The following is a 20,613-nucleotide window of genomic DNA, read 5'->3' as shown; positions in this document are numbered from 1 at the left end:
ACCATCTAACCAGAACAACATTCGGTTGATAAGCAGTGGTGTCTGATAAAGCGAGTTACCACTGTTGCCGGAGAAGAAATACCAGCACCCCTCACCTGCGGAAATGCCGATCAGGAATACATGCGATCTCGCTATTTATATAACGGAACGGAACCAGGCCATGCTTTTTCAGGCCGTTTCCTGGCCGCCGGTCCGGCCATTCATTAACGTTCCGAACGTTTTCCTGGCCCACCCGGGGCGCAGCACCCCGCTCTGGGCCGCCGAAAGCCGAAAGGAGCTCCATGAATTCCCGAGCAAGGCGCGTCGCGATCCCGCTGGCCGGCCTGGTGGCCGTCGGACTGGCCGCGGGAACGGTCAGCGGCGCCGCGGCCGGCGCGACGGCACCCTCAGACGTCGTGTCCAAGAACGCCGCCACCCCCGCGGAGCAGGCGATCCAGTTCTGGACGCCGGACCGCGTGAAGCGGGCGACCGACCACGACGACACCATCGACCTGACCACCAAGGGCATCAGGGGCGGCAACAGCACCCCCGACGGCCCCGCCGGATCCGTTCCGCCGATCGGCGGAGAGAAGAAGACGAAGACCAAGAAGAGCAAGCAGGTCAACCTGCCGAACACCGTCGGCCGCGTGTTCTTCACGCTGCCCAAGGCCGACCCGCGCAACCCGAAGAACTGGCGTTACTGCTCGGCCAGCTCGGTGCAGGGCAAGTACCGCAACCTCGTGGCGACCTCCGCCCACTGCGTGTACGACACCAAGAAGAACACCTTCTACGACAACTGGGTGTTCATTCCGTCGTACTGGGACGGCAAGAGCGTCTGGGACGGCAAGGCGCCCTACGGCATCTACGCCGCCAAGACGTTCAACGCGCACGACGATTTCCTGGTGAAGGAGGACTTCGACTACGACTACGCGTTCGTCAACGTCTACAACGGCATCAAGGTCGACTGGGCCAAGGACAGGGGCCGCTGGAGGTGGACGGTCAAGAACGTCGGCCGCCTCGGTGACAACGTCGGCGGGCAGGGCTTCACCTGGAACCGGAGCACGAAGGCGACCGTGTTCTCCTTCGGTTATCCGGCCGGCGAGCACCCCGACGGCGACAAGCCGTTCAGCGGGCGCACGATGAAGTGGTGCTACGGCAAGACCAAGCCGATGCCAGAGGCCAAGAAGTACAACCTGCAGGAGCACGTCGGCCTCAAGTGCTCCTTCACCGCCGGAGCGAGCGGCGGGCCGCTCCTCTACTCCTACAAGAGCGCGTCGCGCACCGGCTACCTGATCGGTGTCAACAGCGTCGCGTGGGACACCGACGGCAACGACCGCTACGACCACATCTCGTCGCCGTACTTCAACACCGACACCTACAAGGTCTACAAGGCCGCCGCCAACCGCTGGACCGGCAACATGCCGTGATCAAGCCGGGCACCCCAGGCCCCGGTTCCCGGATGGGATCCGGGGCCTTCCCCTGGCGGCGGAATGGGGTGGGCGGCGACGTGGTGTGCGCCACTCGATCGACACCGAAACACAGCTGAATGACGACATTTCGCGACGCATCATCAAGCCCGCTACACCTACGCTGACCTGCGAAGATGCCGCCGATTAATGATCATTTAGAGGTATCCCGAGGGGATGTCTGACAGGTTCCTTATAGTGCGAAGTGCACCCTTGATCAGGTAACGAATCTCTATCCTCGCTGCAATACCGTCTGTACATCTGGAAAAATCCCACCTTACGACCCTAAGAAAGGCAAAAGATGATCCCCCGGGCCAGGCACGTCGCGCTCGCTGCACTGAGCAGCGCGCTGCTCGTGCTGTCCGCCCTCACGGGGATCGCCGACGCCACAGCCAACAGCACAGTCAACAGCAAGGTGTACGCCGTCCCCCTGGCCACGACCCAGGCGGACGTGAAGAGGGTCGCCGAGCACTGGAAGCCCGACCGGCTCAAGGTGGCCGACAACTACAGCCCGGCCACGCCCGGCGCCAAGGCCGCCCCGACCTCCGAGCCCCAGACCGCCACAGATCAGGGCAACCCCGTCGCCGCCATCAGGCGCACCCTCGCCGCGCAGAGCGTGGCGTCCGCGATGCCGCGCAAGGGCAAGATGGCCACGACCATGGGCAAGGTCTATTTCCGCTTCGGCGACAAGGAGTACTGGTGCTCGGCCAGCGCCGTCGCCGCCCGAAACCGCAGCGTCGTCGCCACGGCCGCCCACTGCGCGTACGACTCACGCCAGGCCAGAGCCGCCGACTCCTGGATCTTCGTCCCCAATCCCGGCCCCAACGGCGAAGCATCCCAGGGCATCTACGTCGGCGCCGCCATCAGCATGCACGAAGACTGGTCGGGCAAGGGCGACTACGACTACGACTACGCGTTCGTGACCGTGCACCGCGGCTTCACCTGGACGAAGAAGAACAACTCCTACGTCATGAAGGACATCGGCCGGCTCCAGGACAACGTCGGCGGGCAGGGACTCGACCTCAACAAGAAGCCGTCCACGTACTCGGCGTTCTCGTTCGGCTACCCGGCGGGCCCCCAACCCGACAGAAGCCACCCGTTCAACGGCAAGAAGCTGCGCACCTGCGAGAGAGGCACCACCTTGTGGGCAGCCGTGGCCCCCGCCTTCGACCTGCAGAAGGGCGTACAACTCCAGCCGTGCGACTTCAGCCACGGCGCGAGCGGCGGACCCTGGCTGATCGGCTGGAACGAGAACCGCGGGCTCGGCACCCTGGTCGGGGTCAACAGCCTCACCTGGAACCGGGACGCCCAGGGCTGGTACGACGCCGTGTCGTCACCGTACTTCGACACCACCACGGGCGAGGTCTACCGGCACGCCGCCTCCGTACGAACGATCTCCAAAGTCACCTGACCCCAGGCGCTGCACGTCCAAGCGATGTGATGCATCCACCAGCTGAGAAGCTGCCTGCTCGAGGCGTCCGGGCTTCTGCCAAAATAGGACGCCGATACCCGGCCGGACAGATACCGACCAGCGCCGGGGCGAAGCAAGCGCTTCTGCTATGCATGACGAGAGTTTTGACCACGGGAGATGTGATGACCGAGCAGCTGGCGGACGCACTGGGGTTCCGCTGGGACAGAGACTCGATCAGGCACGACGTGGGTGTGCACTCGGTTGAGCGGGCCGTCTGGCGCTATCAGCGCGCGCTCCCGGAGTTCGTGTGGGATGCCGCCGCACTGGAGGGAAATCCCTTCACCTACCCAGAAGTGCAGACGATTATGGACGGCATCACGGTGGGAGGTCGCAAGATCAGCGACGAACGGCAGGTGGTCAACCTCGCCGAGTCGGCCAAGGAGCTGGTCAGGGTCGTAAAATCTGAGAAATTCACGCTGGACAAGCCGACGTCGGATCATTTCCAGCAGCTGATCGCACAGGGCGAGGCTCTCGAAGTGGGGCATTTCAGAGGAGAAGGCCCGCTTACTCTCACGCCCGGAGTAAGCCTGGGAGAACACGGCAGGTATATGCCACCTCCGACCGAGCCTGGAGGAGACAACCTTCGCCGGATTTTCACCGTCGGCGTGGCAGCCATCCGGACCGAGATCGAGTCGCCGTTCGAGCAGGCATTGGCATACTTCCTGTTCGCCGCTCTCCAGCAGTTCTACTTCGATGGCAACAAACGCACCGGCCGTACGATGATGAACGGGCACCTGATGTCGCACGGAATCGACGCCATCAGCGTGCCGGCCGCACGGCGGGCGGAGTTCAACACCACCATGGTCGGCTTCTACCGGACCAGAGACGCCACCACCGCGTTCGCTTTTCTTGCCTCATGCCACCCGGACTTCGAAAACCCTCCAGGTATCTTGTAACGCCCTCCGCTCTGCCCTGTCGGGGTCTGCGGGTGAAGTGCGAAGGCAAGTCGGGCGACTGTCCCGCTCCCTCCCTGACACCCGCCCAGCGCGGATCCGCTTCGAATGTGGGCACGCAAGATGGGCTCAGCCCTTCCCTCCCCCCGTCACCGCGGAACCCCAGGCTTTCATCATCTTCCCGAATTCCTTACGGAAATGCTCCCGGTCGATCGGCTCGCTGGCGTGCTGGAAATACCAGTTGTCCAGCTTTCCCCGTAGCCCGTTGAACTGCGGGGAAGCCGCCTCATAGCCGAAGTACTCCTTGTAGTACCCGAAGTGGCTCCACATCCCCGGAGTGGCCGCCTTCTTGCCGGTCGTCCACGTGTGGTTGACCTGCGGGCTCAGGTCGCGTGCCATTTCGTCATGCGTCGCCTGCACCAGGGAACGGGGTCCGATGAACGACATCTTCCCGGTGGCGACCTGCGGCAGCTGCAGGAGTTCGTCCCATCCGGCGGTTCGCATGACGTTGCCGAATCGTGTGACCCGGGTATCAGCGGATCCCAGGCTGGAATCCATGCCGTCGGAGCTCTTCATCGAGCGCAGTTTCCACATGTTGAAGAGTTCGCCGTCCTTCCCGAGCCGCGGCTGCGACATGAAGGGATTCTTGCCGTCCTCGGCGAACTTCACCAGCGCCGTCAAGCCGGCCACGGGCGCGGCGAGCGGCATGAACGCCATGGACCATTTGAACTCCATCCACCTTTTCTCGGGGCTGCGCAGCCACTGCAGTCCCTTCTTGGGGAAGGATTCCCACGGCAGGCGAAGTCCCAGTTCGGGAGACACACGCTGCCGGCCGGCCGCGAACGTCTTGCCGGCGAGTTCCGCGCCGGTGCCGAGAAGGGCCATGCCGAAGCCGGCCTGTGCGGCATGTTTCCAGTCCCAGCCGTACCCGCTCGCCCATCCGGCCGTCGCCAGGGCGCCGGTGCTCACCGTTCCCCCGACGAGGAGGCGGGAGAGGACCCGTTCCCAGCCCGGTTTCTCCATTGCCGCGGCCAGACCGGTCAGCAGCGGGCCGCCCTTGCGCAGAAGCGAGGGCAGGGCGCCGTGCGCGCCGCCCATGAGGCCGCCGGCGACCGCCCCGTGCCATGTCGTCTGGAGCAGCTGCTTCAGGTCGACGTCACCGGTGGCGAACAGCTGGTCGATCACGTTCAGCCCACCGGCGAAGGCCATGCCCAGCACCGCCTCGCGAATGATCCGCAAGGTGATCTGCAGGGCCATCCCCTCCAGCCGGATGGCCCTCGCCGCCGCGGCATTGAGGTAGGGGTTGATGACGGTCGCCACATACACCAAGGCCACCACGTAGGCGGCGGCCACCCAGTAGTGCCACTGCGCCTTGGAGATCGCGTCCATCCCCGTCCGGCAGTAGTCGGCGAGCTCATCCGACTGCCGTTTCAGCTCCTCCAGCAGCCCTTTCTCGCCGGTGAGCATCTTCACGGCCTTCTTGAACTCGTCCGTGTTCGGCCCTTCCCCGGACGCGATCACCCGCCCCGCGTGCTGATCGACCGCCTCCGCCACCCGATCGACCACACGGCCGACCGACAGCGCGGCCTCGCGCAGCACGTTCACCTTGCCGATGTCGCCGTCAGGGTAGGCGCACCCGAAACCCATGGCCTGCAAGAACCATGCCGCCTGCTGCACGAAACCGGGCGGCTCGACCGTCGAGGGCAGCCTGCCGCCCTCGATCGCCGGCCGATACTCCTCGATCTCCTCCAACGCGGCGGATGGCGAAGGCTGCGAGGACCTCTGCCCGTCCAGGACATCCATGGTCGCGCTGTTCGCGCTGCGATAGGCGGTGCCGGCGTTGACCATCCCGGCGCCCATGCCCTGGAGCAGGTTCACCGTACCGACCAGGTTCTCCAGCAGGGCGTCGCGCAGCCCCACGAAACCCGGCGCCTTCCGCGCCCGGTCGCCCTCGTACAGGGCCCGGCCCAGATCGTCACTCCCGAACGGCCGCTCGCTCATCGCGTCGCAGAACTCGTCCACACCGATCCGCAGGTCGCGCACCGCGTCCTGGACGCCACCCCCGGCTCCCATCCAGAGTTTGGCGGAGAATGCGGTTTCCAGCATGGTTGCGACCCCAGCGAGCGTTACCGACGATCGGGTTGATCTTGTCGCGAAGACTGTCAAGAGTGTACAAGGATCACCGAACGGTGCAATTCGGATACAGAACTCCTCGCATGGGGCAACGTGTCACCACGCTCGACCGCTCACGATACGCAGCCACAGCACCTGCGCCTCGCGGACCGACGTCCAAGGACTCTCGACGATCACAGGCACGTCGTTATCTCCGGACGCTCGGCGAATGAACGACAGGCCCCCTGCCGCACACAGTTCATACGAGGGCCGCCGGCAGTCGCAGGTGTAGTCATTGACCCGGATCCGGCAACCGCGTGGATGGCCTTGTCGCCAGTCCACCCGTTCAGCTCCAGGCTGAGGAGCCGGCACGTGTACGCCATGGTAGTCGCCCCAGGCGAACGGCTCCGGGACCGTCATGGCGTCGTACGCCTACCGGTCTGGTGCACAGGTTTCTACAGTGGCCTGGTGATGGAGTTCCGCGAAGACCAGCCCCGATGGCAGCAGGTTGCCCAGGTGATTCGCGAGCGCATCGCCGAAGGGACATACCGTCCCGGCTCCCGGGTGCCGAGCGAGAACGACCTCATGCAGGAGTTCGGCATCGCTCGCATGACGGCGCACAAGACCATGAGAGCCCTCCGCGAGGAGGGCTCCATCTACACCGTGCGAGGCATGGGCAGCTTCGTCAGCATTCCCGAGAGCACATGACTGTCGGCCCGTTGACCCGAGCTCGTCACGTACCGACCCGATTGAAGGGCGGGCGGCGGGCCCAGGTGGCCCAGCGCCAGAGCCATTCGAGCGGGCCCTGGCGGTAGCGGCGCAGCCACAAGGCGGACAGCAGCCACTGGGCCGCGAGGATGGCTCCCGCGGTCAGGAACGCCACCTGCAAGGACTGGCCGACCGGCAGGCCGAGGATGCGACTGGCCGCCAGGACGAGCAGCGTGGCGGTCAGGTAGTTGGTCAGGGCCATCCGGCCCAGCGGCGCGAAGACGACCCGAAGCACCGGCCGCAGCGGCGTACGCAGCAAGACCAGCAGGGCGCACACCACCACGCCGGCGATGAGCAGGTCGGCCAGGCTGGACGGGAACGACGGCTGCATCAGCTCAGTCCCGGTCTCCACTTGGGCGTGCACCCACAGGGCAGCGGCCGCCCCAGCCGCGAAGACCAGCCCCAGCAGGAGCGGCCCTCGGGTGGATCGCTCGATCCGCTCGATCACCCCGTACCGGACCAGTGCCGAGCCGAGGAGGAACAGCCCGGCGATCAGCAGAGGCCCTCCCCCGCCGAACAGCGCCACCGGAACGAGCACGGCGGCGAGGCCGGCCACGGCCCATCGCGGCAGCCAGGACGAGGGCAGCAGCACCAGCACGCCGACCACCGCGTACTTGGTCAGGATCTCCCCCGGCCACAACACCATGTGCACGAGCCCGATCGCGAGCAGCGCCACCAGCCGTCGCAGCAGGACCAGCCACGGGCGGGAGACGCGGTCGGCGGCGGAGTCCAGCAGCAGCGTGAACCCGATGCCGAACAGCAGGGAGAAGATCGGTAACCCGAGCCACGGATCCCAGTCACCCATGGGCTGCGTCACGACGGCGGTGCCGTGGTTGGCGATCAGCTGGATGTTGGCGAACAGGATCTCGCACAACGTGAACCCGCGCAGCACGTCGAGCGCGATGATCCGCGGCCGGCCGGAGGAGAGCGCGCCTGTCTGCGGCCGGCCGGACGCGGGCGTAGCGGTAGAGGCGGTGGCGTCGTGCGGGAGACGGCGACCGGGATGGCTGGTCGGTTCTCGGGGGAACTCTTCGCGAGGCATAGGGCCGAATCCTGCAGGGCCGCCCGCGGGGACGGTATCGGCCGAAAGCAGGGTCAGCAGCATCCATGATCGTACTTTCGGGCAAAGTCACAGGCGGTGGCGACGTCCCGGGGTCGGCCGGTTGCTGATCGTGCCCGATGCTGGATGTCATGTTCCGCATTCCGCCGCGCACGGCCACCGACGCCTACCTCTCCAAGATGGGCGGATCGGTACGCCTCGACATCGTCTTCGACGTCGATCTCGGAGAGCTGGTGGAAGGCCACCACGTGGTCGCCCGCGGGCTGGAGTTGACGGACGCCGGCGGCGTGCTGCACTACGAGTTCGTGCCCGGACTGCGGGAACAGGAGGAGGAAACCAAGGGCCCCTTCTTCTGGTACTGGATGTTGTCCACGGAGGACGACCTCGGTACCCCCTACAACGACTACAACAACGGTGCATTCGACCCGGACGGCGAGACGGCCGCGCATGGAACTCGCCACCTGGGCGGGCCGGTTCCCAACACAGCCCGCCTGCTGCATCTGAACTTCACGCCGGCCGAGGGATGGACACCACCCCGATCCTGGTGTCGGCAACTGGACATTTCCTTGCCCGACGGGCACGTAACAAAGTCGCGGACTTCCCCACACTAAGACGCCGAATGACAACGGCACGGAGCACTCGTCGGCTGATCCTGCATGATGGCGCTACAGGCATCGGGTGAACGTGCAGGTGATCGCCTCCCCGGACAGAACGATCGTGTGGACCTCCGGAGCGCTGCCGGGCGAACACCGCAAACTGAGCGCCGCCCGGGTCTGGGGCATCCTGCGCGCCGGAGCGGGCCGGGATCATTGCCCTGGCCGACAAGGAATACTCGCTGCGAGGCCCCCAACCAGCCTTAATGAGCACTTCGCTCAATTGCACACGTGACTTGCGCCACTGCCCCTCATCCTAGCTAGTCGTCAAATACAACCACTAGGTCGCGATCAGCCGGGAAATTCTCAACAGTTACCAGAATACGCCGACCCTGCACGATCTTGGTCACTCCTGCAACACAACGATCGCCACACGGCTCGATTGGCAGTGACACATTAACCCATCCCGCGGAATAAAATTTGCGCAATAATTCCGCAGAAGTCTTGCCAGTGTCAGCATCATAGGTAATCCAAACACCACCCTCCACGTCAGAGTCGCAATCATTGTATGTCTGCAGTGTCGTTTGCATCTCCGGCGTCAATAAAGGCGCAGTTGCCTTTTCCAGTAGTTCCGCTTCGCCCTCAGCTTTGGCATAACAGGACTCCAGACCTTCTGAAGTATTCGCATTGCCCTGTTCCGTACACCCCGCGCCAAGGAATGCCACAAGAACGAGTAGCCAGGACGCCTTTTTTCCCATACGATTTCCCATCTCCACCCAGAGGCATGAAACTTCAACAGATCGCATCATGACCTACATTTTCTGCTTCCTCCATACGCAACACACATGCGATCTTCACTTGTCAGTTCGTTATTGTCGTAGAGGTCTCGACCCACCTTGAACAGTCGATCCAGCAATGGCTTCATACTTTCATTCCAAGGAGCGCCATTCCGCGCCACTTGATAGCTCGGATACCACTCGGTTCGATGATCCAATGCCCATTGGCGCGCCACATTATTATTATACTGGTCGACCCGAGTGTCACATGAAAGGCGAGGCTTGCAAGGCTTACCGCCACCTTCGTGCGCGTCGCCGATCTCCTTGGCGGCATCGGCACCATACTCCCACGTCAAAAGAGCTTGCCAGATGAAGTGGCGAATGGCATTTCTCGAAGGAGTATTTTTTCTATTTCCGTACTTTTCGTCGAGATATTCGGATACCAACTCGGCATATCCATAGGACTGGAAACATAAAACCGGATTGTTTTTACACCAGTTCTTTTCGGCCTCCGAGATGCGATCGGAAGGACTGGAAGCCTTGAGGACGACGCTCACACCGCCGCCGCCATTCTTCTCTACTGCAGACCGCTCCCCCAATTCACGCAACACTTTCTGGCGATACTTCCACGCGAAGTCAAGTACGGCAGGGTCAATGCCGTTATATGCTTCTTTGATAAATCCATCTATTATCCACTCACTCGACTGCCAAAATCCCTTTGCAGTGATCCATCCATTCGGGAGAAGGTTCATTCGCTTCATTTCTTCGACAGTCATCACGTTGACCAGATTGGTGACAACCGCGCCGCACCCACCGTAGGTGTCGCAGCCGATGGGTCCGCCACCTCTCGATATACCACAGCTACCAATGCAATAGCCGCCTGCGCCTCCCTCGTCGCCACCGTAGACAATGCCGTGCTGGGCATAAATATCGGTGGCTGATTGGTAGCCGATGCCTGGTGTGTAGTGCCCACTTCCTGTGCTGACGGTGTTGTGGCCGGTGGGGTCGGTGCCGGTGAGGGGGGAGGCGTTGGCGTAGGTGTAGCGGTTGGCCTGGATCGAGGGGTTCGGGTCCAGGGTCATGGTGTCGCGGCTGGTGAAGGTGCCGGTGTCGGGCTGGTACCAGCGGGCGTGCATGTTGACCTTGCCGGTGTCCGGGTCGGTGTATTCGCCCTGGTAGCCGAGGTTGGTTTTGGTTCCGGTCTGGGCGGTGACGGCGCCGAAGGGGTCGTAGGCGGTGGAGGTCTGCAGGGTGGTGGTGTAGGTGGCCACCAGGTCGCCGTGCAGGTCGGTGAACGCGGCCACCGCCGCGCCGCTGCCTTCCTTGAGGCCGAGCAGGCCGCCGCCGACGTCGCGGGCGTAGCGTGCCTGGACGGCGCCGCTGCTGTCGGTGATGGCGGCCAGGTCGTTGCCGAGCCCTGCGTAGGCGAAGGTCTGCTTGGCGGTGCCGTGGATCCGGCTGGTGAGGCGGTCGAGGGCGTCGTAGGCGTAGACGCTGTCGCCGTCTGCGATGAGCCGGTCGAAGGCGTCGAAGGTGTAGTCGGTGGTCGTGCCGGCCTTGGTCTCGGTGGCCAGGGTGCCGCGCGGGGTGTAGGTGTAGGTGCTGCCGTCGCCGGTCAGCAGCCGGTTGCGTTCGTCGTAGGTGAAGGTCTTGTCGCCGGCCTTGGTGCGGTTGCCGGCGGCGTCCCACTCATAGGCGGTGGTGGCGCCGTCAGGGGCGGTCCACGAGGTGAGGCGGCCGGCGTGGTCGTAGGCGTAGGTGCTGGTGCCCGCCCCGGCCGTGCCTGCGGTGGTCTTGGTGGTGAGGTTGTCGTCCTTGTCCCAGCCGTAGGTGATTTTCGCGAGCTGGGTGCCGGAGCCGTTCTCGAGCGTCTGACCGGTGAGGCGGTCCATGGGGTCGTAGTCGAAGCTCTGGGTGCTCGCCGGGCCGCTGGTGGCGGTGACGGTCTTCAGGCGGCTGGCCTGGTCGTAGCCGTAGGTGAGGGTGCGGCCGGTCACCGGGTCTGTCGCAGTGGCCAATCGGCTGGCGTTGTCCCAGGTGAAGGCGGCGGTGCCGGCGGCGTCGACCCGCTGAATGGGGTTCCCGAGCGCGTCGTAGCTGTAGGCGGTCTCCTGGGTGCTGCCGCGCATCACCTTCAACGGCAGGTTGCGGTCGTTGTAGTCGACGGTCAGGTTCCCGGCGGCGGTCATGCGGTTGGCCAGGTCGTAGCCGAAGGTGCGCTCAGCGGTGGCGGCGCCGCCGCCCGCGCCGGTTTCCTTGGCCAGGCGGCCGAGGTGGTCGAAGACGCGGTCGATGCGGACGCCGCCGGGCTGGAGGGTGGCGACCGGGTTGCCGGCCGCGTCGTAGAGGTGGGTCCAGGTGCGGTCGGCCGCGTCCGGGTGGGCCGTGGTGGCGGGTTCGGTCACCGACTCGGCCAAACCGAGGCTGTTGTAGGTGGTCCAGGTGGCGTTGCCCCGGCCGTCGGTGAGCCGGGTGCGGGCGCCGGTCGCGTCGTAGCCGAGGCTCGTGGTGATCGACTCGCCGTCCGAGACCGGCTCGATGAGCGAGGTGGGGCGTCCTAGGGCGTCGAACCTGTGCTGGGTGAGGTGTCCCTCGGGGGAGGTGAGGCTGGTCTGGTTGCCAGCGGCGTCGTAGCCGAAACGGTAGGTGCGCAGCACATCGCCGCTGCGGTCGAGGTCTTTGGCGGCGATCTGCCGGCCGGCCAGGTCATAGTCGGCGGTGTTCGCGTTGCCGTTGGGGTCGGTGGTCTTGATCAGCCGTCCGGCCAGGTCGTAGGCCATGCTGGTCGTGTTGTTCAGCGGGTCCGTCACGGAGGTGACCTCACCGGCCGCGTTCACGCCGTAAGAGGTGACCTTCTCACCCGGCTCGCCTGGGGCGGTCTGCTTGACCAGCCGGCCCGCGTCGTCGTATTCCATGGTGGTGGTGTAAGACGCCGTGGACGGCTTGCGCTCGATCTGCGTGGCGGTGATCTGCCGGCCGAGGTCGTCGTAGGTCGCACCGGTACGCGCCCCGGTAGGGTCGACCGTGGCGAGCTTCTCCCCCGCCATGTCGTACTCCGTCACCCACGTCCCACCCTGCTGCCCCTCGGGGGCGGGGTCGGTGACGCGCACCTGACGGCCGAGCCTGTCGTACTCGAAAGTGGTGGTGTTGCCGCGCGGGTCGGTGGTGGAGGTGAGCTGGCCGGCCGCGTCGTAGGTGAGCGAGGTGGCCGGGGTGAGCGCGGTGCCGCCGGGCGGGGTGTAGCTGGGCGCCTTCTGGCCGGTCAGCCGGCCGGCCTTGTCGAAGACCGCGGTGACGGTACGGCCCTCGGCGTCCGTCTCGTGCGTCTTGGCGCCGAGCACGTCATAGCCGAACCGCACGGTGGGGCGCGCGTCGCCGGCCGTGCCGACCTTCTCGACCTTGACCTGCGGTCCGGTGGTCTCTACGAGGCGGCCGAGCGCGTCGTAGCGCATCTCGGTCGTGTACGCGTCCTTGTCGGCGCCCGCCACATTGCCGCGCGGCTCGGTCGACGCGGTGGCCAGACCGCGATCGTCATAGTCGACAGTGGTGACGAGGTCCTCCTCGCCGTTCTCGACGGTCGTCCTGGTGGGCAGGTTCGTCGTGGTGTAGGCCTGTTCGGTGACCTCGGCGCGGTCGCTGCCGGCGCTGGTACGGGTGGTCTTGATGATGTTGCCGTTGGCGTCGTACGTAAAGGCGGTTTTGCGGTCCAGCCCGCCGGGGTCGAACCTCTGCGAGGTCAGGAAACCGGCCGCGTCGTAGACATACTCGGTCGTCGACTTCCCGCCACCGGTGACGAGCTTGATCTGGTTGCCCGCCGCATCGTAGGTGTGGCTCTCCAGCACGACGTCCCGCGCGGTCGCGGAGCCGTTCAACTTCACGTCGTCGGCGATCTTCTTGGCGAGCAGGTTGTCGCCGAAATAGTCGAAAGAGGTCCTGCGGCCCATCGCGTCCGACTGGGTCGCCAGGCGGCCCGCCGCGTCATAGCCGAACGACGCCAGGACCTTGTCCGTGGCGGGCTGCGGGTCGACCGGGCTGCCGGTCCAGCCCTTCAACGTCTGAGTGATCAGCTCGCCGCGCTCGCTGTAGGCGTGCTCGACCACCGCGCCCCTGGCGTCCGTCACCGTCGCCGGCTTGCCGATGGTGTTCCAGCTCTGACGCACCACACCGCCCTCAGGGTCGGTGATCGTCTCCACCCTGCCGTGGTCGTCGTAGGTGTAGACGGTCGCGCGCTCGGCGTCGCCGCCGGTCAGGTCGCTGACGGCCTCGCGCAGCTTGGCGCCGTCCGGGTCATAGGCGTACGTGGTGCGCTTGGTGTGCGTGACTCCGGACACCTCGTTCTTCACACCCGGCTCGGTCCGCGTCGCCAGGCGGCCGAGCACGTCATAGGTGAGGACGGTCTTCACCCCGTCGGGGTGGGCTTCGGACACGTGCGAGCTCTCGCGGAGCCGGCCCAACGCGTCATAGTCCAGCTCGACCTGCAATCCCTCGGGGTCCCGTTGCTCGGCCAGGTCACCGGCCGCTGTATAGCGGTAGGTCCACGTGTTGCCCCTGGGATCGGTCTGGGAGGCGACCAACCCGGCCGGGGTGGTGCCACCCCCGACGGCTGCTTCCGTGCCGTCAGTGTAGGAGGTCGTGACCGAGCGGCCGTCGGGAAAGCCGGAGGTGGCGGGGGTGGTCTGCTTGGTCTGCTCGCCGTACTGGTTGTACTCCCACGTGGTCGCGTAGGTGTCGCTCTCCAGGTCGGACGAGCGGGCATCCCGATGGACGACCATCTTGTCGTTGCGCGGGTCGAACTCGTCATCCTCGTTGACGTAATAGTCGGCGTAGCCGAATTGGCAACTGGAGTCCGTACGACATGACCTGCCGCGGATCGGGTTCCCGCGCTCGTCGTTCCACCAGCGGACAACGTTTCCGTTGCCGTCGATCCTCTTGGCCGGGAAGCCACCGGTGTCGTACTCGTAGCTGGTCTTGAACTGGAGCTGGTCGATCTCGTACACCAGGCGATCGGCACGTCCCCGGTCATAGCCGTAGGTCTGCTTGCCGTCGCGCGGATCGATGACCTCGACCGTGTTGACCTTCTCGACCCAGTCGACCTCGGGCTTGCCGATCTTCCACGTGCCCCCGTGCCTGTCGACGTGTGTCAGGAGGCGGTCTGTCGCGGTGTCGTAGGTGTTCTTGGCCCAGATCCGGCCAGACGGCAGCGTGACCTGCGTCAACTTGTTGCCGACCTTCGCACGGGCAGCCCAGTGCGCCTGGATCGTGGCCTCCGGCAACGGCTTGCCGTAGACCGCGAACTCGTCGATCGTGCCCTTGAACGCGAAGGCACCGGAAGCCGTCTGGCCTCCCGGAACATCCGACCAGGAGGTGGCACGGTCACCGCTGCCGACGAACGCGTACGCGCGGTAGTCCGGCACGATCGTTCCGCTCAGCTCACCGGCGAGTTCACCGTCGAGATAGAGCTTCTGCTGCTCGCCCCCCACCGTGAGCACGACATGATGCCACTGACCATCGTTGACCGGATCGGCCGAGGTGATCGGGGTGAACCCCGAACCCGACAACTCGCCCAGTTGACCTCGCAGCCGGCCATCAGTGCCGACGTACAGGACGGGTCTTGTTGCGCCGAACTGGTAGCCGAACTGACCAGCGGAGAGCACGACCCCGCTCTGGGTGGTCTTGATCCAGCCTTCGACCGAGACTTCGTTCCTCAGACGATCCAACATGTCGAACGGAAGTTCCATGGTGGACTTCGTGAAACCAGCGGCGGTGTCGCTGCTTCCCTCCAGCGCACCCGGCTCGCCCACGGTAACGCCGGAATAGATGCCCGTGCCGCCCTCACTGCCGAGGTTGGCCGCGGGCTCGTCCTCTGCGTCGCCCAGGCGCCAATAGCCCACGGGCTCGGCGTCGAGAACGATGCCCTGGTACCGGGAGCCTTCCCCATAGCTGTAGGTCGTGCAGTTCGGCGCGGCCGCCGGCGAGCACACCGACGTCAGGTTGTCACCCGTATAGCTATAGGTCCACGTCAGTACCTTGCCGTCCACCGCGTCCGTGGACACGGTGGCCACGCGGGGCCCGTTCCAGGTGAAATGCAGCGCCCGGCCGCCGATTCCCGTCACCGAGCTGAACGTGCCGTCATCTCCGTAAGAGAGAGTCTGCGTCCGGCCCCGCTTGTCCGTGATCTTGAGCAGCCGTCCCGACGCGTTGAAGTAATAGGAGGTGGAGGAGATGTCCATCAGGCGCCAGCCGCCACCCTCCACCTCCGCCAGCACATCCTTCATCCCCGGCGGCGGCTGGTACGTACCGTCACCCTTGGCGGCGAACCGCACCCGCCGACCACTCGGATAGCTCACCAACAGGCTCGTCGTCGACGTTCCGGACAACTCCGCTACGACCTTCATGTCCCAGGGCGTCGACCAGCCGGCGCCGAACATGCCGTCCGTGCGCGGATCCTGGCTGTTGTACGTCCGTATCACCGACAAGGGCGGACTCGCCGTCGCCACCTGCGCGTCCACAGCGCTCGTGGTGTAGTTCCCCGCAATGGGCGAGAACTCCTGGCCCTCGCTCGCACGCTCTCCCAGATGAAGACTGTTCAACGGCTGACGCGCACCTGTAACGACCAACTGCCTGTCACTGACCGCGGACTCACTACTCTCCGGGTCCACGACACGAACCCACCACTCGTACTGCTGGCCCCATTCCAACGTGTCCTCAGGCACCCGCCAACTACTCACACCCAACTGGGCGGCGGACTGCCAGCACTGCGGCGTCGGGAACGGCTCCCCCGGGTCAGGAAACTGGCCCTCGTCCTCCTCCGGTTTCTCGCAGATGTTGAACCTGAAGCGCAGATCCGCCTCCGTCCCACCGCCCAGACGGGTCGCGCGCACGGTCAGCAGCGGAGTCGCGCTGACCAACGACCCCGTGCCGGGATACACGTGATTGATCAACGGGAACGCGGCCGGCAGAGCCTGCCGATCCCTCTGCTCCGCGCGCTCGACACCGGGCGGCAAATCGGACTTCTCCACCTCCAGCGCCTCGCCACGCCTATCCAAAGGAAGGGCTCCCGGTACTCGGGAATCCCGTACAGGCTTCTGCCCGCCCGCGACCGATGTGGTGGTCACGAGACTGGGCACGACACCCGCGGAACCCAACTGCTGCTTGGGGAAGGCTAAATTCCCCTGCACCCCGGCCACCCCGCTCGCCGCCGCCTGCGCGGATGCCGGACCGACTGCCAGCGAAAGCAAGCCGGGCATGACGGCAACAAGAATGAGGACCGCTGCTCGGGACAGAAAGGGGCGCGACAATGACCAACGCATACTCCGTCACACTCCGAACCGTGCTGGGCGCCCTTGGACACCGGACGAAGCTCCACCCCACCCGGCAGAGGCCGAAGCCCTGACACGTGCAGCCCGGAGCGCAAACAGACAAGTCAAAAGAAATGGATGAGGGGTATCCCAGCTGGCCCCCGCAGGCGGGCGGAGTCCCTCAGATCGGTGGCATCCGGCGGCTACGTGCCTGCGGACGCGTACCGGCGTGGGGGGGCGTAGGCGCACCCGTATCTCCATTCACGTTGGAGGGGTCTCCGGTCGCGGGCCGTGGCGCCGAGCCCTTCGACCGGAGATGACCTACCAAGCATGAATGCCGGTTCTCTCGAGATTCTCCAGAGTCTGTCATGATCTTGTCACATAGATCTGTTACCGCACGTTGTGTCCACCGAGACCGCTGTGGCGGACGATGTCTCGCAGGAAAGCGAATCGAGGGGGCGTTCATTGCAGATTCGGATTCTGGGTCCGGTCGACATCCAGAGTGAAGACCGGGTGGTACCGATCATCGGGGAGAAACAACGGACGCTGCTCGCCATATTCGTGTTGCGGGCCAACAAGATCGTCCCGTACGAGGACCTGCTGAACGCTCTGTGGGGCGACCGGCAACCTCCTACGGGGCGAAGGGCCCTGCACAACCATCTGTGGTCTCTGCGCCGTGCCCTTGGCGACGACGCCGAGATCGCCACACGTGCCGGAGGTTACGCGCTCGCTCTCTCGGCCCATGGTTCGGATCTCGCTGCCTTCCATGCAGAGGTCACCCTTGCCGGCGAACACCGTCTGCGCGGCGACCTCGTCCAAGCCGCCGAAGGGCTACGGGCGGCCCTGGCTCTGTGGCGTGGCCCTGCCCTCTCAGGGACCCGCCTGGAATTCCAGGGCGCGGAAGGCCATCGGCTGGAGGAACGGCGGATCGCCGCGCTCGCCGAGCGGATCGATGTGGATCTCGCCTTGGGGCGGCATGCGGACCTGATCGGCGAGGTGCGGCATCTGGTCGACGCCAACCCGTTGAACGAGCGTTTCCGCGAGCAGCTGATGCTCGCGCTGTACCGGGACGGGCGCCGAGCAGACGCGCTCGAGCAGTACAGGCTGGCGCGTACGTGCTTACGCGACGAGCTCGGGCTGGAACCGGGAGAGTCGCTCAGCCGGCTCCATCAGGCAGTACTCGCCGCCGACCCCGGTCTGCACTTCGCCCAAGGCGCCCCTGCGGCAGGCCTGACGGTGGAGAAGCCCTTTGATCGTCTCGTCCCCCGGCAACTTCCCGCCAACATCGCTCGGTTCACCGGCCGCGGGGAAAGCCTCGACGTGCTGGACGAGCTGCTGGATGCCTCACACGACACAGGAACGCTGGTGCTCTCAGCGGTTGTGGGCGCAGGCGGCGTAGGCAAGACCGCGCTGGCCACGCATTGGGGGCACCGGAGAGCCGACCACTTCCCCGACGGTCAGCTCTACGTGAACCTGCACGGATACTCGCGAAGCGCCCCGGTGGATCCGGCCCGGGCCCTCCACCAGCTACTGCGCGGGCTCGGCGTGGCCTCGGACCAGGTCCCCTACGATCCGGAGGAACGCGCGGCCATGTACAGATCCATGATCTCCAGCAAGCGCATGCTGATCCTGCTTGACAACGCCGCCACCGCCGAGCAAGTACGCCCGCTGCTCCCAGGAGCCTCGCCGAGCAGAACCCTGATTACCAGCCGGGACTCACTGCGCGGACTCGCGGCCACCCATGACGTCGGCATCCATTTCCTTGATGTGCTTCCGCTGGAGGAGGCGACTGCGCTACTCCGAATTCTCCTTGGGGACGAGCGGAACGACGAGCACGACACGATCAGCGAGCTCGCCCGGTTGTGTGGCCGTCTCCCGCTGGCACTGCGCCTGGCGGCCGCGCATGTGCGAGGTCGCCAGGCGGGCTCGGCGCGCGAACTGGTCTCACGATTACGGGCGGGTAACCGACTCACCGCCCTGGAGATCTCCGAGGATCCCCACATCGGCGTACGCGCCGCTTTCGACCTTTCCTACCAGGCGCTGCCCGAATCGGCACAGTCCGTATTCCGATCGCTCGGCTTGCATCCTGGTCCGGACCTGAGTTTGGACGCGCTCACAGCCATGGTCGGTCTGGCTCCCGAGGAGACTCGCGATGCGGTAGACACCCTGGCCAGGGCGCACCTTGTCCATCACGATGCACAGCATCGCCTCACCATGCACGACCTCATCCGCGAGTACGCCAGGGAGCTGGCTCTGGCGCAGAAAGGACACCGGCTGGCGTTGGCACGCCTGCTCAACTGGCACGCCCACACCGCCCGCGCCGCGATGGCCTTCGTGGATCCCGCGCCTGGCCTGCTGTACCCCTCTGAACCGCTGCCCGCCGGAGGCGTACGACGATTCATCGTGCGCGACGAGGCCATGGCCTGGCTCTCTACCGAACACCGCAACACGGTCGCCCTCGTCCTGCTGGCCGCCGACGACGACCGGCCTGTGCATGCGTGGCAGCTCGCCTACATCACCGCGTACCACTTCCACCTCATGGGGTACGTGGACGACTGGATCGCGACACACCGCGCCGCCCTACAGGCCGTCCGGCAACTCGGCGATCGAAGTGGCGAGACAAAGATCCTCACTGCGCTCGGCCATGCCCTTTTGGCCGCCGACCAGTACGAGGAGTTCCTGAACTGCCAGCGAGGCGCGGTGGATCTCGCGGTCCTCTCCAACGACCGGGCGATGCAGGCAGAAGCGCTCTTCTACGTCGCCTACGGCCTCTACCGCACGGGCGAGCTGCCATCCGCCCTCGACACGTGCACACAGGCCTTCGACCTGTACCGCGAGAATGACGACGACGCAGGCGAGTTCGCCGTCACCGACTTGCTCGGGAAGATTTACGTGCGGCTCGGTGACATGCCTCGCGCGTTGAAGCACCTGAACATCAGCCTGGAGTGGCTCCGCGAGCGGGGAAGGCGTTACGACGAGGCGCACACCCTCATGGAGATGGGCCTGGCCAACGCCGGGCTCGGGAACTTGCGCGACGCGCTCGGCTGTCACCGCGAAGCGCTGCGGATCAGCCGCGAGATCGATAACCGGGAGGTGGAGTCGGAGGCCCTCTGCAGAGTCGGGAGCGTCGAGGCGCAGCAGGGGCTGTTCGCGGAGGCTCTCCGTTCCCAAGAAGAAGGACTGGCTCTGGCGAGACAACAGCCTGGCCGGCTCCTGGAGTGCCGGGCGTTGAACAGCCTTGGCGGCACATGTCATGCCCTGGGGGACCACGAAGCGGCCATGCAGCACCACAAAACCGCGCTGGAGATCGCTGAGAAAATCAAAGATCCGTACGAGATGTCAGCGGCCCGCGACGGGCTTGAACGATCTCGCACGACCCGATAGGCATCCAGAAGAAGGGGAAGGCGGCGGAGCCAGGTAGGCAGGGCCATCCTGGTAGGAAGATCTTCTATGGTTCTCCTGACACTCAGTGTTTAACTGGTCACGATGAGCGTATGCGTCATGGTGATCTGACGAACGCCGAGTGGGAACGGCTGGCCCCGCTGCTACCCCCGGAAGAACTACTGCCCCTTGATGACAGACGCGGGCGTCCGCGGACCGGCCATCGGGCGGCGATCAACGGGATGCTCTATCAGGCCCGCACCGGGGAGCACTGGCGAGATCTGCCACAGCGGTTCGGATGCTGGGTCGCCATATATAAGCGTCACCGGCGGTGGGCGGCGGACGGGACCTGGCAACAGTTGTTGTCCGCGATCGAAGTCGTTCAGGGCACGAGCGCCCGGACGCCCAACGATGCCTCGAGTCGTCCCAAGCTGCGCGCCGTCCCGCCGCCGGCACCTCGGCGCAAGAGAGCGGCTCCGAGCGATCCGGTGCTGGCGCGGCTCCGCGCCCACCTGGCGGAGGTCGTCGGCCAGAGGACCGTATAGGTCGCGTACGGCGAGCCAGGGCTCACCTCTATATAGGGGAACGTCCCTCGGAGCCCGGGACGGCCGGCCTTCCACAGCAAGTGAGGCGGCGGCCATGCAGCGGCCCCGCCGTCCCGAGTCGCCACCCGAGGGGAACGCGCCTCGTTGCGCGGGCAACGAAATCCCGACAAACAGGGCCAATGCGGATGTATTGGGTCGGAACCTGAAGATCGCCTGAACGGAGGCAAGCATTTTAGACGGGGCAGGCTCCATTTCGGTTCCTGTGATCTAA

10 protein-coding genes and 1 pseudogene are annotated in these 20,613 nt (G+C 65.4%); 7 read left to right on the top strand and 4 right to left on the bottom strand.

Going from position 1 to position 20,613, the window contains the following annotated elements:
• The first annotated feature begins 281 nt into the window (after positions 1 to 281).
• The 3 genes from ABGB01_RS18505 (at position 282) to ABGB01_RS18495 (ending at position 3,812) form a co-directional block, all read left to right on the top strand.
• Entirely contained in the window at positions 282 to 1,406 is a 1,125-nt protein-coding gene (locus ABGB01_RS18505; protein WP_347645529.1) for a trypsin-like peptidase domain-containing protein, read from the top strand.
• A gap of 340 nt (positions 1,407 to 1,746) precedes the next feature.
• Positions 1,747 to 2,856: a trypsin-like serine protease gene (locus ABGB01_RS18500; RefSeq protein WP_347774680.1), complete on the top strand. Its 1,110-nt coding sequence runs from the start codon at positions 1,747 to 1,749 to the stop codon at positions 2,854 to 2,856.
• A gap of 182 nt (positions 2,857 to 3,038) precedes the next feature.
• Positions 3,039 to 3,812: a hypothetical protein gene (locus ABGB01_RS18495; protein WP_347774679.1), complete on the top strand. Its 774-nt coding sequence runs from the start codon at positions 3,039 to 3,041 to the stop codon at positions 3,810 to 3,812.
• Positions 3,813 to 3,938: 126 nt separating this feature from the next.
• On the opposite strand, the gene ABGB01_RS18490 is transcribed toward ABGB01_RS18495, so the two are convergent.
• Positions 3,939 to 5,975, bottom strand: coding sequence for a sugar transferase (locus ABGB01_RS18490; protein ID WP_347774678.1), 2,037 nt, complete (start codon positions 5,973 to 5,975; stop codon positions 3,939 to 3,941).
• A gap of 417 nt (positions 5,976 to 6,392) precedes the next feature.
• Between ABGB01_RS18490 and ABGB01_RS18485 the strand changes: the two genes are divergently transcribed.
• Entirely contained in the window at positions 6,393 to 6,629 is a 237-nt protein-coding gene (locus ABGB01_RS18485) for a GntR family transcriptional regulator (protein ID WP_347774973.1), read from the top strand.
• Between the two features lie 25 nt (positions 6,630 to 6,654).
• Here the strand turns inward: ABGB01_RS18485 and ABGB01_RS18480 are convergent, their stop codons facing one another.
• Positions 6,655 to 7,731 carry a DUF418 domain-containing protein gene (locus ABGB01_RS18480; RefSeq protein ID WP_347774676.1) on the bottom strand — a complete coding sequence of 359 codons (1,077 nt, stop codon included), beginning with the start codon at positions 7,729 to 7,731 and terminating at the stop codon, positions 6,655 to 6,657.
• Positions 7,732 to 7,868: 137 nt separating this feature from the next.
• On the opposite strand from ABGB01_RS18480, the gene ABGB01_RS18475 reads away from it, so the two are divergent.
• Positions 7,869 to 8,360 carry a hypothetical protein gene (locus ABGB01_RS18475; RefSeq protein WP_347774675.1) on the top strand — a complete coding sequence of 164 codons (492 nt, stop codon included), beginning with the start codon at positions 7,869 to 7,871 and terminating at the stop codon, positions 8,358 to 8,360.
• A gap of 58 nt (positions 8,361 to 8,418) precedes the next feature.
• Positions 8,419 to 8,581 (top strand): annotated as a pseudogene (locus tag ABGB01_RS18470) (IS5/IS1182 family transposase); the annotation flags it as partial.
• An 81-nt stretch (positions 8,582 to 8,662) separates the two neighbouring features.
• On the opposite strand, the gene ABGB01_RS18465 reads toward ABGB01_RS18470, so the two are convergent.
• Entirely contained in the window at positions 8,663 to 9,151 is a 489-nt protein-coding gene (locus ABGB01_RS18465; RefSeq protein WP_347618352.1) for a hypothetical protein, read from the bottom strand.
• Positions 9,148 to 16,365 (bottom strand): RHS repeat-associated core domain-containing protein, encoded by a 7,218-nt coding sequence (locus ABGB01_RS18460; protein ID WP_347774674.1) that lies wholly within the window; start codon positions 16,363 to 16,365, stop codon positions 9,148 to 9,150. The genes ABGB01_RS18465 and ABGB01_RS18460 overlap by 4 nt, the downstream gene beginning before the upstream one ends.
• 453 nt (positions 16,366 to 16,818) lie before the next feature.
• Between ABGB01_RS18460 and ABGB01_RS18455 the strand changes: the two genes are divergently transcribed.
• Positions 16,819 to 19,800, top strand: a complete 2,982-nt coding sequence (locus ABGB01_RS18455; RefSeq protein ID WP_347774673.1) for a BTAD domain-containing putative transcriptional regulator — start codon at positions 16,819 to 16,821, stop codon at positions 19,798 to 19,800.
• The last annotated feature ends 813 nt before the right edge of the window (positions 19,801 to 20,613 follow it).

It is taken from the genome of Nonomuraea sp. B5E05 (assembly GCF_039880665.1).
Taxonomy (GTDB): domain Bacteria; phylum Actinomycetota; class Actinomycetes; order Streptosporangiales; family Streptosporangiaceae; genus Nonomuraea.
This window is presented reverse-complemented; position numbering and strand designations above follow the sequence as displayed.